The organism is Hymenobacter translucens (assembly GCF_020685205.1).
GTDB lineage: Bacteria > Bacteroidota > Bacteroidia > Cytophagales > Hymenobacteraceae > Hymenobacter > Hymenobacter translucens.
On record NZ_JAJERB010000013.1, the window covers coordinates 77486 to 91648 of the forward strand.

The window sequence follows — 14163 nt, forward strand, 5'->3', positions numbered from 1 at the left end:
CTGTCTGCTGAAAATCCGGCCGTAACTTGCGCTCTTTCTTGTCTGCTACGGGGCGCTGCGTCCCGCCTTTATATCTGCTACCGTGCTCTTCCCCGCTTTTACCTGGACTTTACTGCTGACCGTAGCCGCCGGCACCGTGGCTTTTACCGCCTCAACTCCGGCTGCCGCCCCAGTGCCGCTGCGGAGCCGCACCTTCTCCTTCGACTACACCGCCCGCATCCACGACCTGCCCGCCAATGCCAAACAGGTGGACCTCTGGCTGCCGGTGCCCCGCGCCGACAAGTCCCAGGATATTGAGAACGTGAAGATTACCTCGCCCTACCCGTATGAAATCCTGACCGGGCAGTACGGCAATAAGGTGCTGCACCTGAAGGTAACCGACCCGCAGCCGGCCGGCTTTGCCGTGACGATGGAAGTGAAAGCCCGGCGCCGGGAGCATATCAACCCGATGCTGGCCGCCGAGCCGGCCAAAAAAGCGCCGAAGGAGGCCGCCGACCCCAATATGGCCCGCTGGCTGCAGCCCGACGACCTCGTTCCGCTCGATCCTAAAATCAAGCTCTGGGCCCAGGAAGTGGTGGTCAAAGCCAATGTGGCGAACGGCAATGATCTGCAGAAAGCCCAGGCCATCTACAACCACGTGGTGTCCACCGTCAAGTACGACAAGACCGGGCAGGGCTGGGGCCGGGGCGACATCTACTACGCCTGCGATGCCCGCCGCGGCAACTGCACCGATTTTCACGCCGTGTTTATCGGCTACTGCCGGGCGCTGGGCATCCCGGCCCGGTTCAGCATCGGGTTTCCGCTGCCGCCCGAGCGGGGCACCGGCGAAGTAAAAGGCTACCACTGCTGGGCGGAGTTCTACACCAAGGAAACCGGCTGGGTGCCCGTCGATGCCTCCGAAGCTGCCAAGGACCCGGCGCGCCGCACCTACTTCTTCGGGGCCCACGACGAAAACCGCCTGGAGTTCTCCCGGGGCCGCGACCTGACGCTGGCACCCCAGCAGCAGGGCTCCCCGCTCAACTACTTTATCTACCCCTACGCCGAGGTTGACGGCAAGGCCTTCAGCGCCGTGGACAAGGAATTCCGGTACGTAGACGCCTCCGCCAAGCAGTAGGCTTTTTTAGTTGTCCGTTGTTCGTTGTCAGTTGTTAGAATCGTACTGACAACGAACAACTAACAACTACTTTTCTAGGGCTTAGCCGACAGCTGCTGGGCCATCATGCCCTCGTTGCTGCTGATAATCTGCAGGGCCTGCTTTAGCTCCACGTCTTGCTCGCGCAGCACCGTGTAGTACGCCACCTTGTCGTAGGCGCTGCGGGCAATGTAGGCCTTAAGCAGGGTGCGTAGCAGCGGGGAAGCCCGGCGCAAACCGGCCGGGTCGGCCGGAACGCCGTTCTGGGCGGCGCGGTCGGCCAGGGCCTGAAGCTGGGCGTCAGAGATTTGGAAGGTAGACTGGAACTGCTCGAAGCGCAGCGCCTGGAGCTCGGTGCGGTGGTCCTGGAAAAACGTGAGGGCGTACTCGCGCAGCAGGTTCTGGCTTTGCAGACGGGTGAAGTACGACGAATACGCCGCCGTGTCGCGGGGCACGAAGATGTCGGGCATGATGCCGCCGCCCCCGTACACGGTGCGGCCGTTGTCGGTGCGGAAGCGCAGGGAGTCGGCGAAGTGGATGCTGTCGGCGTGGAAGTACTCACCCCGGCGCTGGCGGTTCATCAGATCCTGCTCGTAAGCCTCCACGCCCTTGCCGTACGACTTCTGAATGGAGCGGCCCGAGGGCGTGAAGTAGCGGGCAATGGTCAGGCGCAGCTCCGAGCCGTCGTTGAGGGCAATGGGCTGCTGCACAAGGCCTTTGCCAAACGTACGCCGGCCCACCAGCAGCGCCCGGTCGTGGTCCTGCAGGGCGCCGGCCACCACCTCGGCGGCCGAGGCGCTGCCTTCATCCACCAAAACCACCAGCGGGCCTTCCTCGAACTCGCCTACGGCCCGGGAGTAGGTCTGGGTGTCGTACTGGTCGCCCTTGCCGTCGGTGTACACAATTTTGCGGGTGCCGCCAATCAGCTCATCGGCCATCTTGGTGGCGCGGTCGAGGTAGCCGCCGGGGTTGCCCCGCAAGTCCAGCAGCAGCCGGCTCATGCCCTGGCGGCGCAGCTCACTCAGGGCAACCTTAAACTCTTCGTACGTGCCGCTGGCAAACCGGCTCACCTTGATGTAGCCGGTCTGGTTATCCACCATGTAAGCCACGTCCACCGAGGTATTGGGAATCCGGTTGCGCGTCACGGCCACCAGCAGGGGGCGGGGCTGGCGACGGCGGTGAATCAACAGCTGCACCACGCTGCCCCGCACACCCCGCAGGCGGTTAAACATCTGCTCGGTGGTAATCCGCTTGCCGGCTACCGACTCGCCATTCACGGCCAGCAGCTGGTCGCCGGGGCGCAAACCCGCCAGCTCGGCCGGGCCGCCGCTGAGCGGGGCCACGACGGTTACGGTGTCGCGGAAGATGTTGAACTCCACGCCTACCCCATCGAAGTCGCTTTGCAGAAAGGCGGAGGCGCGCTGCTGCTGGGCCGCCGGAATGTAAACCGAGTGAGGGTCGAGGCGCTCCAGCATTCGCATGATGGCGTAATCCGACAGTGCCTCGGGGTTTACCGTGTCTACGTAGTCGCGGTCCACGTAGCTCAGGATTTCCTTGAACTTTAGATAGCCCCGCGCCGTGGCGTCGGGGTTCTGGTCGGATGCCCGAAAGGGGTTGGCTCCGAGCAGCACGCCGCACGCCATCGTCAGGCTCAACAGTAGCGGCAACCGCCAGCGCCCGGTTTTGCCGGCCCGGATTTCTTCCGGGCGGGGCAGCAATGGGGCAGACGGGCCAGCAGGCAACTCAGGATCCATAAGGCGTTGAGCGAGTAGATGTTTGAGCGCTATAGATTGGTGTTGCGAAATGGAAAATCCTACAAAAATAACGAAACTTTAGGGTAACCCGGAATCCTGGTTTCCAGGAATTTCAGTTTTCGAATAACAATACAACAAATTATTTCGGGAATCTACTATTTCGGTGGCCTCTGGCCCGTTTTTCAAAGGCCACCCGGGCAAGCCAAAACATTGCCAAACTGGACTTTTCAAATGTAGCCGGCAGGGCTGGCAGCCTGGGCCACTGCCCCGGGGCCCGGTCTACGTAGCCCGGTTTTGACGCGCTGCCGTATCTTTACAGCCCCGCCGCCGGCTGTCGGTGCGGTGCATCCGCTTTCTTTTCTTTTTCTCTCCGTCCGATGGGCCGAATTCTTGCCGTCGATTATGGCAACAAGCGTGTGGGACTGGCCATTACGGACCCGCTCCAGCTGATTGCCACGCCCCTCGACACGGTGCACAGCCAGGACCTGCTGACGTATGTGAAGGCATACCACGAGCGCGAGCCCCTGGAGGCCATTGTGGTGGGCATGCCCCGCACCCTGCTCAACGAGGCTACCGACGTAACCAGCGCGGTGGTGGGGCTGGTGCGCCGCCTGCGCAAGGAGCTGCCGGCCGTGCCGGTGCACGAAATCGACGAGCGCTACACCTCCCGAATGGCCCACCAGGCAATGCGCGACGGCGGCCTCTCCAAAAAAGACCGCCGCGACAAAGCCACCGTAGACCGCGTAAGCGCTACGCTGATTCTGCAATCTTTCCTTGCTTCCCGATGATTTACCCAATTGTAGCCTTTGGCGACCCGGTGCTGAAAACCCGGGCCAAGGACATTCCCGCCGACTTCCCCGCTGCCGACCTCAAGCAGCTTATCGATGACATGTTTGCCACGATGTACCACGCCAACGGGGTGGGACTGGCGGCGCCCCAGATCGGCAAAAGCGTTCGGCTGTTCGTCATCGACTCGGCGCCAATGGTCGACGACGAAGACGAGGAGGACGAAGAAGCCGACGACGAGCCGGACCCCGAGGCAGCCTTTGAGGCCCCGGTCAAGCGGGCGTTTATCAACCCCGTGCTGGTAAGTGAGACGGGCGAGGAATGGGGCTTCGAGGAAGGCTGCCTGAGCATTCCCGGGGTGCGGGAGATGGTGTACCGCCACGAAACCATCGTGCTGCGCTACGAGGACGAAAGCCGGCAGGTACGCGAGGAAACCTTTGCCGGCATGACGGCCCGGGTGATTCAGCATGAGTACGACCACCTCGAAGGTATCCTGTTCACCGATAAGATTTCGGGCTTCAAAAAGCAGCTCATCAAAGGAAAGCTGGCCCGCATCACCAAGGGCGACGTGAAAGCCGACTACCGTTTGCGCTTTCCCGGCCAGGGCCGGCGGTAGCACAACCACACGGCTGCCTGCTACACCCAGAAGCGGTGCTTGAAACCAGCCGGACAGCTTGTTCGGCAAGTTTCAGGCACCGCTTCGGGGTATTTGCGGGAGTACGGCAGCCCGCTCGGGTAGCGGCTTGGGTTAGGCGTGGGCAATGATGCGCACGGCCTCGTAGGCCACGGGCAAGCGGCGCTGCTCCCACTGAAAGGCGCTGGCCCGGCGGTGCTTGCGGTGCGACTGAATGCGGTGCTTGCTTGCCCGCGACTTATGACGACGGCCGTGGTAACCCATAGAGGACGAGCTGCAGCTGTCGAGTATAAGCATCAGAAGCGGGAGCAGAACAAAGAAAATGCGTTTCATAACGGGGTACATGGTTGACGGTGGAAAGGAAAGTAGGGTGGCCTTGCAGCCCTGTGGAATGATGATGCAAAGGTCATTCATTGATCGATTCCATGAAAATATTGCACATCACATAATGATGTGAAAGATTTATATCGGGTGGATACCGAATAAAGACAGTCATCAGGCCAGCTTTTTCCGCCCGGTTGCTTTTCGCTTTGAAAAGCATCTACTTACGCCTTCCCGACTACCGGGCCAAGAAATCAGGCTATCCGTTATCCGTCGTTATGAAGAAGCTTCTGGCTTTGCTGCTGTTTGTCGGCTGCTGGCTTTCGCCCCACCAGCCCTACGCCTGGGGCTTTTTCGGGCACCGGCTGATCAACCGCCTGGCGGTATTCACACTGCCGCCCGAAATGATTGGCTTCTACAAAACCCACATCGACTACCTCACCACCAACGCTACCCGCCCCGATTCGCGGCGCACGGTGGTTCCCGGCGAAGCTCCCCGCCATTTCCTCGACGTGGATGCGTACGGCGACAGTGCGCTGACCAAGCTGCCCCGGCGCTGGGCCGATGCCGTGGCGCAGTTCGGCGAAGATTCGGCCATGCGCCACGGCATGGTGCCCTGGCAGGTGCTGCTGATGAAGCCCCAGCTGACCGAAGCGTTCCGGCAGCACGACGCGGACCGGATTCTGCGCCTGTCGGCCGACGTGGGCCACTACCTGGCCGATGCCTGCGTGCCGCTGCACACCACCCGCAACTACAACGGGCAGCTAAGCGGGCAGCGCGGCATCCACGGGCTCTGGGAAAGCCGGCTGCCCGAGACCCTTAGCGCCCGGTACGACTTTTTCACCGGCCCGGCGCCTTACCTGAAGAACCCGACCGAAACCATCTGGGCCACGGTGGCGGCCTCCTACGCTGCCGTCGACTCGGTGCTGCGCTTCGAAAAGGAGCTGACCGCCCGGTTTCCCGACGACCGGAAGTATGGCTTCGAGCAGCGCGGCAACCAAACCATCCGGGTGTACTCCTACGACTTCACCCAGGCCTACCACGAAAAGCTGAACGGGCAGGTGGAGCGGCGGATGCGGGCCGCCGTGCAGCTGGTCGGCGCTTTTTGGTACACCTGCTGGGTTGACGCCGGCCAGCCCGACCTCGACAACCTGCCCCGATCCGCCTCCGAAAAGGAGAAGCTGCGCCTGGCCCGGGAGGAAGCCGAGCTCAATGCCGCGCCCCGGGTGTCGGTGCCGGGGCATGAGGACTAGGCTTTTCAATGGGCTGATTTTCTAATGTGTAAAAGGGAATGCTGGGCCGGGATGGTTGGAAAGGCGGAGTGCGGGAAAGTACGGTTCTTGCGGCCTCGGCATTCCTGCGCTGGAAAGAGTGGGACTTCAGCACCTTCAACCATATTCGCCCATTACACCCCTGCTTTCATGAAAGGCGTCTTTACCCTGCTGCTGCTCACGGTTTCCAATCTGTTTATGACGTTTGCCTGGTACGGGCATCTGCAGTTTAAAAAGCTGCCCTGGTTCAGCAAGCTAGGGCTGGCGGGCATCATTCTGATCAGCTGGGGGCTGGCCTTCTTCGAGTATGTGTTTCAGGTGCCGGCCAACCGCATTGGCTTCGAGGAGAACGGCGGCCCCTTTAACCTGTTCCAGCTCAAGGTGATTCAGGAAGTTATTTCCCTGGTGGTCTTCACCCTCTGCGCCGTGTACGTGTTCAAAACCGATAAGCTGGGCTGGAATCACCTGCTCGGCTTTGGCCTGCTGGTGGCCGCCGTCTACGTCATCTTCCGGAAGTGGTAGCTGCCGGAGCTGAGCGGTCCTGCGCCGTACCCATGCGCCACCGCCACCGCCCCATCGGCCGCCAGCATAGCCCAAAAACAAAAAATGCGGCTTACTTGGCCAGTAGTTCCATTCCCAATCTGCCCTGTATGCCCGTATCGTTTCCCCAGCACCCGGTTCCGGTGCTGGAAACCGCCCGCCTGCTGCTGCGCGGCTACCGTCGCGACGACCTGCCCGCCTTCCTGACGATGTTTCAGCAGCCCGATTTCTACCGCCACCTGACCGGCAAGCCCCTGGGCGAAGAAGACGTATGGGCCGCGCTTCTGCGCAGCGCCGGGCACTGGACGCTGCAAGGGTTCGGGTTCTGGGCCGTGGAGGAGAAAGCCAGCGGCCGCTTTATCGGCTCCATTGGCTTTGTCGACCGCAAGCGCGAGATTGAGCCCCGCATTGGCGACGCCCCGGAAATCGGCTGGGTGCTCGACGCGGCCGTGCATGGCCGGGGCTATGCCACGGAGGCCGTCACAGTTGTTCAGGCCTGGGGCGATGCGCACTTCGGGCCGGTCCGGATGGTGTGCATCATGGACCCCGACAACCACGCGTCCCGGCGCATCGCCGAAAAGTTTGGCTACCGCGAGTACGCCCGCACCACCTACCACGACCTGCCGACGGTGATGCTGGAGCGGCTGCCGCGAGGGTAGGCAACGCCTGCTTTCTTCCAAGGCCAAACAGCCGGCCGGAGCACCGCCGGCTCCCGGATTCCCTGGCGTTTGAAAGGCACTTTCGGAAACAGTACAAGGCGCCCCGGCAATAATCCTTTCGGCGGAAGCTGAACCGTAGGCAACAACCCCGGCCCGGCTGCGTACCAAACGCGCTGCCTCTGTGGCATTTTGTCTTCTTCCGCTTTATGCAAAAACGCTATTCCCGCCTGTTTTTTCTTTTTTTCCTGACGCTTTCGGCACTGCCCCTGCAGGCCCAGAAGGTCGGCCTTGTGCTCAGCGGGGGCGGCGCCAAAGGCCTGGCCCATATCGGCGTGCTCAAGGTGCTGGAGAAAAACCGGATTCCCATCGACTACATCATTGGCACCAGCATGGGCTCGGTAGTCGGGGCGCTCTACTCGGCCGGCTATTCGCCCGCGCAAATCGAGGAAATGGTGCTGGACCCGAAATTTCAGTACTGGGTGTCCGGCAAGCAGCAGGAAGACAAAACCTTTAACTACCTGAACGCCGACGCCTCCCCCGCCGCCCTGCGCCTGGGTGTAGCCATCGACACCTCGTTCCGCACCCGGTTCACGCCCAACCTGATCAACGACGTGAACCTGAACTTTGCCCTGGCCCGCACGCTGGCGCCGGCTGCCGCCCGGGCCAACTACAACTTCGACCAGCTGTTCATTCCGTTCCGCTGCCTGGCCGCGGAGGTGTTTACGCGCAAGCAGGTAATTCAGCGCAGCGGCTCCCTGGCCGATGCCGTGCGCAACTCCATGGCCGTCCCCCTGGTGTTTCGCCCGATCCGCAATGTCGACGGCCGCTATCTGTTCGACGGCGGCATCTACAACAACTTTCCCACCGACGTAATGCGCGCTGAATTCAAGCCCGACATTATGATTGGGGTGAACGTGGGCGACGTGGCCTATAAAAAGTACCCCACCGGGAAAGACGACCAGCTGCTGACCGGCACCATTCTGTTTCTGGGTGCCAACGTGGCCGACACCCTGGCCGTGGGCCCCAACGGCGTGTTCGTGCAGCCCGACCTGGAAGGCTACGGCGCCACCGACTTCGAGCGGGTCCGGGAGCTGATTGAGCTGGGCGAGAAAGCCGCCAACGACAAGCTGCCCCAGATGATGCGCCGCATCCAGCGCCGCACCGACACGCTGGACCTGCAGCGCCGCCGCAATGAGTTTCAGGGCAGCGTGCCCAAGCCCGTATTCACCCGCATCACCGTGCAGGGCCTGCAGGAAAAGCAGAACGACTACGTGCGCAGCTTCTTTCAGCGCGACGGCCGCACCTACACCATCGACGACATCGAAGAAGGATACTTCCGCCTTGCTTCCGACGACTTCTTCCGCAACATCTACCCCCGCATCCGGTACGACGCCGAAGAGAAGGGCTACGTGTTCAGCCTCGACGCCCGCCAGAACAACAACCTCACGGCCGAAGCGGGCTTTGTGCTTTCGACCCGTCCCATCGACAACATCTACCTGGGACTTGAATACCGGCTGCTGCGGCGCTACCTCTACTCCACTACCGCCAGCGTAAATCTGGGCCGGTTCTACAACGCGGCCCAGGGTCACGTCCGCATCAACGTGCCGGCCAAGGTGTCGTTCTACCTCGAGCCGGGCATCACCTACAACCAGTGGAGCTACCAGAAGACCGGGGGCATCCTGGGGCGGGAGATACAGAACACCCTGATCGAGCAGAGCGACCGGTACGTGGGAATGCAGTTTGGGGTGAGCCCCCGGTACCGCAGCCGGCTCGAGCTGAGCGGCGGATTCTTTGTCAACAACGACGACTACGCCAACACCACGGAGGTATCCACGTCCGCCGTACTCGATGAAACAAACTTCCGGGGCACCACGGCCGCGCTGAACTACACGCGCAACTCCCTCAACCGCAAACAATACCCGACGGGCGGACGGCGGGTGCTGGCTTCGCTGCGAGGGGTGCGGGGCACGGAAACCTACCGGCCCGGCTCTACTTCCATCCGGACCGAACAGATCCGCAACGAGCGGCAATGGCTGCAGTTTTCGGCCATGTCGGAGCAATACTTCCCGCTGCCCAACAAAAAGCAAACCTGGGGGTATTTCAGCGAGCTGGTGTACAGCGCCCAGCCCACGTTCGCCAACTACCGGTCCTCCCTCACCAGTTCTCCCGGCTTTACCCCACTGGTCGACTCCCGCACGCTGTTTCTCGACAACTACCGCAACCCGCGGTACGCCGCCGGTGGCCTGCGCTTCAGCCAGAGCCTGCTGGGCAAGCTCGAATGGCGGACTGAAGGCTTCGTGCACATTGCCTACCGCAAAGTAGAGGAAGGACCCGACCAGCTGCCCGTGATTGACAAGGGCTTTTCCCGGCCCCGCCTGACTGCCAGCTCCGGCCTGATTTATCAGTCACCGGTAGGGCCCGCCGCCCTGCACGTAATTCACTACGACGACCCGGCCCGGCGCTGGGCCGTGTTTGCCCACATCGGCTACCTGCTCTTTCACAACCGCGCGCTGGAATAGACCGTGGCATAAACCCAAAAAAGCTGCCGGCGCATTGCGCCGGCAGCTTTTTTACTGCCCTTACGTGGCGTAGGGGCCTATTCTTTGTTTAGCGTGTGGGTTTCGGTACGCTGGTTCGTTACCAGCTTCACGATGTAGGACCCGGCCGGCAGCGCTGCCTTGGGCGTCCACTTCAGCGGCTGTCCGGGCTTGGCCGGTCCCGGTTCGATCCGGCCCACCACGCGGCCCATCACGTCGGTAACTATCAGGCTTTCTACTTTCTCGCCTTCACGCAGCTGCAGCTGCAGGGTAAGGCTTTCCCGGAACGGGTTGGGGAAGCTCTGCATCAGACCGACTCTCTCCTGGCTGGCGCGGGGCTGGCTTTTGATAACAGGAGCTGACGCCGCCCGCAGGGCCGCCTGGCCCGCCACGTCGAAAGTCAGCTTATAGATCAGCAGCTCCTCTTCGGCGTTGTAGAGCAGATGAGCGGCGCCGAAGTCTTTATCCAGGTGGCGGCCGGCAACGCTGGCAATGCCCTGATAGCCGCTGTCCTTGTCGTTGACGCGGCTATAGTCGGTGCCGAAAAGAGTCCCCTGCACCAGGCTGCGGCCCCATACGTCTTCGGCGTTGCCATTCGGGTAGCGGCTGGCCGTCCAGGTGACGATGTAGGCCTCCCGGGTGTTGGGGTAGCTGCCATAGAAAGCCACGACGGGTCGGACTGCCGGGTCTTGGCTGCCGGGACCTCCGGCTACCAGAGCGGGACCAGTCCGGAAGGAGCCGCCGGTTTTGCCATAGTTATAGATGGCGTATTCCAGCGGAGGACAGCCAGAAACCCAGTCCACGGCCACTTCCACGTCGTAAAGCGTATTCGGGTTGGGGCTGGCGGCAATGCGGGGCACGCCGTTCACGCCCTCGGCGGTCCACTCGTACTGATCGAGAATGTTTCGCTTCTCAAACCGGCAGGCGTCCCAGTTATACTGCTTCACGTTGAGCCCGTTGCCGATGCTATAGCTGCCGGTCCCATCCACGAAGTGCCGGAGGTAGGTGAACGAGACAATGGCCTGCCCACCGACACCTTCTTCCGAGATGGCGACATCCGGATTCAGCCCCTGTTCGAGCAGCTGGTTGGGCTCTGAAATCAGACCGCCCCGGGTGTTGTTGCACAGCACGGACCCGGTGATATAGCCGGACACACCGTACACCTGCGCGAACGTGACCGTCTGCTGGAAGGTAGTGCCGGGCGACGGGAACACGACCGGACTGACGACCGTGACCGACACGTTTTCGGTAATGGTTTCCTGCCAGCCCAATGCCAGCTGCCCCCTGCTATTGGCGTCTACGTTGGGAAAGGAATGCTGCCGCCCGCCGGCATTCGACCCCATGGGCGTGTGGCTTACCTGCGAGAAGCTGTTGCCGCTGGTATCGTATTTATAGGAATCAAAATAAGCCTGGGAAATGCCCGTCGTCACGTTGCGCATAATATATACCACGGCGGCGTACAGCACCCCACTCCGGTCCTCGGCTATTACCACGTCGGGGTCCGACAGGCTCTCGTCCCGGCGGTGGCTTATCCGGAAGGAGTTGGCCATGCCCGGATTCTGATCCGGCGTCCAGGAAACTACTACCTCCTGACCGGCGCCCCCCTGCTCGTCCCAGGTCATGATCTGAAAGAATCTTTGCTGGTACAGCATGGCATCCGTGCCCGTGTTCTCCACCCGGGCAGACCGGTTGCCCGGGTGAGGCACTTCATCCGGCGTCCGGGGCAGATGATAGGTCTGTCCGTAACCTGACTGTGCGCCGGCCAGCGTAGCCAGCAGCAGTCCAAAGCCCAGCGTAATTTTTTTGAAATACATACTTGTAAGGTTGAATTGATGAAATAATAATTTGTCGCGGTGAGGACGCTGGGCCCGTAACCCCTTGCCTCGCGGGGCCCTGCCCGCTGGTTTTTAGTGCATAACTGCCTCCTGTTACTGGGTGAAAAGCCAATCAGTCGGCCGGGGCCCGAAAGCGGCGGCAGAAAGTAAAAGCATAGGAATAGCCGCAGTGCAAATAATTTGCACTTAACAAATACTCCAGCAACAGGTGTGGGATTGGGGCGCGGGCGGGCAATACGGTGGCATAGCCACGGTAACGCGACAAAGCTATTTGCTTTGGCGTAAGATCAAAGGATTGGCGCTTATTATTTTAATATGAATTAAGCCATGCATCCTACCAGCCCGGCAAGGCCGTTTTTGCCAACCGCCCCGGGCTTCACCGAAACCAACTTAACGGTTCGGGCAGGACGTTACTGGGCTAGCGCCGCACCAGAATCAGGGCGGAGCTGGCCGGCAGCGTGACCGGACTATCCTGGGTAAGCTCCAGCTGGTCGAGGCCGCTGGGGTCGAGCTGGTCACCGCGCAGCACCACGGAGTAGCGGCCGGCGGGCACCGGCAGGGCAGCTCCCTGACGGTTGCCGTTGAACAGCACCACAATCTCACCCCAGGCGTCGCCCCCGGCATGGTCGAGCAGGCGGTACCCGATGGTTCCGGCGGGCAAAGCGGGCAGAAAGGCGAGATGCTGCTGAATCAGCTCCCGGGTGGGCAGCCGGAACGCGGGGTGGGCCCGGCGCAGCGCCAGCAGCCGGCGGTAAAAGTCATGCACGTGCTGGTAGCGGGCCTTGCGGGCATAGTCGAGTTGGTTGACCGCGTCGGGCTGGTTGTAGGAGTTGGACGAGCCTCCCTTGGTGCGCAGGAAATCGTCTCCCACCGGCAGAAACGGAATTCCCTGGGAAGTAAACACGATAACGTTGCTGAGCAGGTCCATACGGGCCCGTTCTTCGTCGGTGGCCCCGGGGCTGCTTTGCGCGAGCTTGTCCCAGAGCAGCAGGTCGTCGTGGCAGGCCACGTAGTTGATGCACTGCGCCGGCGAGGTGGCCCAGGGCGCGGGGGCATAGTTTACCTTTGCATAGTCGAGCTGGGGATGCTGGATGGTGCCCACGATGCCGAATTTCACGCTTTCCTCCAGGCCGGGTCGCCCGCCGGCAAAGCCGGGCTCGGCGTGGCGGGCGTAGTGGCCCTTTACGCCGTCGCGCAGCTCGTCGCTGAAGGCGGCTACCCGGTCGAGGCGTAGCATGTTGGCTTTCACGGCCCGCCGGGCTTCGGGCAGGGGACTGGCGCCGGCCGTCCAGCCTTCCCCATACACCAGAATCGAGTGGTCCTGCTGGTCGAGGGCCACGCGCACGGCCCGCATGGTTTCCAGGTCGAGCACGCCCATCAGATCGAACCGAAACCCGTCGACGTGGTACTCCCGGGCCCAGTATGCCACCGACTCCACGATGAGCTTGCGCACCATGGTCCGCTCCGAAGCCACTTCATTGCCACAGGCCGTTGCGTTGGAGAAGCCGCCCTGGGCGTTCTGCCGATAGTAGTAGCCGGGCACGAGCTGCTCAAACGAGCTGCGGCCGGCATCGGCGGTGTGGTTGTATACTACGTCGAGCACCAGGCGCAGCTCGTTGCGGTGCAGGGTCTGCACCAGCTGCTTCAGCTCCCGGATGCGGCTGCCCGGGTCGGCCGGGTCGGTGGCATACGAGCCTTCGGGCACGGAGTAGTGCAGGGGGTCGTAGCCCCAGTTGTAGCGGTTGTCGGTCAGCCGGCTTTCATCAACGGAGGCGAAGTCGTTGGTGGGCAGCAGGTGCAGGTGCGTAATGCCCAGGTCCTGGAGGTAGTCGAGGCCGGTGCGGACGCCGCCGGGGCCGCGGGTGCCGGTTTCGGTGAGTCCCAGAAACTTACCCTTCTGCCTTACTCCTGACTGCGGGTCCATGGTCAGGTCGCGCACGTGGGCTTCGCCGATAATGGCGTCGGTGGCCTGCTTCAATTCCGGCCGCCGGTCGTCGGCCCACTCGACAGGTGAGGCCTGGGCCGGGTCGAGCAGGGCGCCGCGCTGCCCGTTCAGGCCCACGGCGTGCACGTACGGGTCGGGCACCTCGGCCATCTGCCGGCCGCCAATGGTGGCCTGCACCACGTAGAACCGCCCGGGCGGATTGGCCGGCAGCGCATACGTCCACGTCCCGCCGGTTGACTTTTGCATGGCATACGTTGCCACGGGCAGGCCACCGGTGCCTTCGGTGTAGAGCTTCAGGTGCAGCACTTCGGCCGTAGGCGCCCATACCCGCAGCCGGGCCTTGCCGCCTGTAAAGGTCAGGCCCAGGTCAGCGCCGGCGTAGGTAGGATAGGCTGAGAAGTCGGGGGCCGCGGAAGGCGTGAGCCGTGGGGAGCAGGCAGTAGCGGCAAGCACGAGGAGAAGACGGAGTGATTTCAGACATAGCATCACCACAAAAGGACGAAAAAAAGGGGCATTTGCAATACGCATTCCGCCAGGCGGCTCGCCTCGCCTTATTCGGGGCGGCGCTTTCACCTGTACCGCAGCTTCACCGGGAGCAAGACTCCGGGGCAGACATCCGCTATGCCTATCGTCAGCCAAAAAGAGAAGGGGGCTTTTTCCCCGGGGGGGGGGAAGGGCTCCCTCTTTCTGCGCAGGGGGGGGGGGGGGTCGGGGGGGGGGCCGCCGCCCCCCCCGTCTGCGGCCGGGGG

General features: G+C 62.4%; 11 protein-coding genes. 7 read left to right on the forward strand and 4 right to left on the reverse strand.

The window, feature by feature from the left end; genetic code table 11:
- The first annotated feature begins 82 nt into the window (after positions 1-82).
- On the forward strand, positions 83-1114 hold the full coding sequence (locus LJY25_RS20700) for a transglutaminase-like domain-containing protein (RefSeq protein ID WP_227610377.1): 1032 nt from the start codon (positions 83-85) through the stop codon (positions 1112-1114).
- Positions 1115-1188: 74 nt separating this feature from the next.
- Here LJY25_RS20700 and LJY25_RS20705 read toward each other — a convergent pair whose 3' ends face one another.
- The gene (locus tag LJY25_RS20705) at positions 1189-2886 is read right to left on the reverse strand and encodes a S41 family peptidase (RefSeq protein ID WP_227610378.1); all 1698 of its coding nucleotides are present in this window, start codon (positions 2884-2886) and stop codon (positions 1189-1191) included.
- A gap of 377 nt (positions 2887-3263) precedes the next feature.
- On the opposite strand from LJY25_RS20705, the gene ruvX reads away from it, so the two are divergent.
- On the forward strand, positions 3264-3674 hold the full coding sequence (gene ruvX / locus LJY25_RS20710) for a Holliday junction resolvase RuvX (protein ID WP_227610379.1): 411 nt from the start codon (positions 3264-3266) through the stop codon (positions 3672-3674).
- Positions 3671-4288, forward strand: a complete 618-nt coding sequence (locus LJY25_RS20715) for a peptide deformylase (RefSeq protein ID WP_227610380.1) — start codon at positions 3671-3673, stop codon at positions 4286-4288. Before ruvX ends, LJY25_RS20715 begins: the two co-directional genes overlap by 4 nt.
- 132 nt (positions 4289-4420) lie before the next feature.
- Here LJY25_RS20715 and LJY25_RS20720 read toward each other — a convergent pair whose 3' ends face one another.
- Entirely contained in the window at positions 4421-4603 is a 183-nt protein-coding gene (locus LJY25_RS20720) for a hypothetical protein (RefSeq protein ID WP_227610381.1), read from the reverse strand.
- Positions 4604-4905: 302 nt separating this feature from the next.
- On the opposite strand from LJY25_RS20720, the gene LJY25_RS20725 reads away from it, so the two are divergent.
- From LJY25_RS20725 to LJY25_RS20740, 4 genes are all read left to right on the forward strand, one after another.
- A complete protein-coding gene (locus LJY25_RS20725; RefSeq protein ID WP_227610382.1) occupies positions 4906-5880 on the forward strand; it encodes a zinc dependent phospholipase C family protein in 975 nt (324 codons plus the stop codon).
- 168 nt (positions 5881-6048) lie between these two features.
- Positions 6049-6420, forward strand: a complete 372-nt coding sequence (locus LJY25_RS20730; protein ID WP_227610383.1) for a DMT family protein — start codon at positions 6049-6051, stop codon at positions 6418-6420.
- Positions 6421-6548: 128 nt separating this feature from the next.
- A complete protein-coding gene (locus LJY25_RS20735) occupies positions 6549-7097 on the forward strand; it encodes a GNAT family N-acetyltransferase (RefSeq protein ID WP_227610384.1) in 549 nt (182 codons plus the stop codon).
- A gap of 206 nt (positions 7098-7303) precedes the next feature.
- A complete protein-coding gene (locus LJY25_RS20740) occupies positions 7304-9616 on the forward strand; it encodes a patatin-like phospholipase family protein (RefSeq protein ID WP_227610385.1) in 2313 nt (770 codons plus the stop codon).
- A 77-nt stretch (positions 9617-9693) separates the two neighbouring features.
- On the opposite strand, the gene LJY25_RS20745 is transcribed toward LJY25_RS20740, so the two are convergent.
- Both LJY25_RS20745 and pulA read right to left on the reverse strand, forming a co-directional pair.
- Complete coding sequence (locus LJY25_RS20745) at positions 9694-11448, reverse strand: T9SS type A sorting domain-containing protein (protein WP_227610386.1); 1755 nt, start codon at positions 11446-11448, stop codon at positions 9694-9696.
- A 439-nt stretch (positions 11449-11887) separates the two neighbouring features.
- Positions 11888-13867, reverse strand: a complete 1980-nt coding sequence (pulA, locus tag LJY25_RS20750) for a type I pullulanase (RefSeq protein WP_227610387.1) — start codon at positions 13865-13867, stop codon at positions 11888-11890.
- Positions 13868-14163 lie beyond the last annotated feature (296 nt).

Coding starts and splice junctions, on each gene's coding strand:
- LJY25_RS20705 (WP_227610378.1), bottom strand. CDS start 2,886: ATGGATCCTGAGTTGCCTGCTGGCCCGTCTGCCCCATTGCTGCCCCGC.
- LJY25_RS20730 (WP_227610383.1), top strand. CDS start 6,049: ATGAAAGGCGTCTTTACCCTGCTGCTGCTCACGGTTTCCAATCTGTTT.
- LJY25_RS20715 (WP_227610380.1), top strand. CDS start 3,671: ATGATTTACCCAATTGTAGCCTTTGGCGACCCGGTGCTGAAAACCCGG.
- LJY25_RS20725 (WP_227610382.1), top strand. CDS start 4,906: ATGAAGAAGCTTCTGGCTTTGCTGCTGTTTGTCGGCTGCTGGCTTTCG.
- LJY25_RS20740 (WP_227610385.1), top strand. CDS start 7,304: ATGCAAAAACGCTATTCCCGCCTGTTTTTTCTTTTTTTCCTGACGCTT.
- LJY25_RS20745 (WP_227610386.1), bottom strand. CDS start 11,448: ATGTATTTCAAAAAAATTACGCTGGGCTTTGGACTGCTGCTGGCTACG.
- LJY25_RS20720 (WP_227610381.1), bottom strand. CDS start 4,603: ATGCTTATACTCGACAGCTGCAGCTCGTCCTCTATGGGTTACCACGGC.
- LJY25_RS20735 (WP_227610384.1), top strand. CDS start 6,549: ATGCCCGTATCGTTTCCCCAGCACCCGGTTCCGGTGCTGGAAACCGCC.
- ruvX (WP_227610379.1), top strand. CDS start 3,264: ATGGGCCGAATTCTTGCCGTCGATTATGGCAACAAGCGTGTGGGACTG.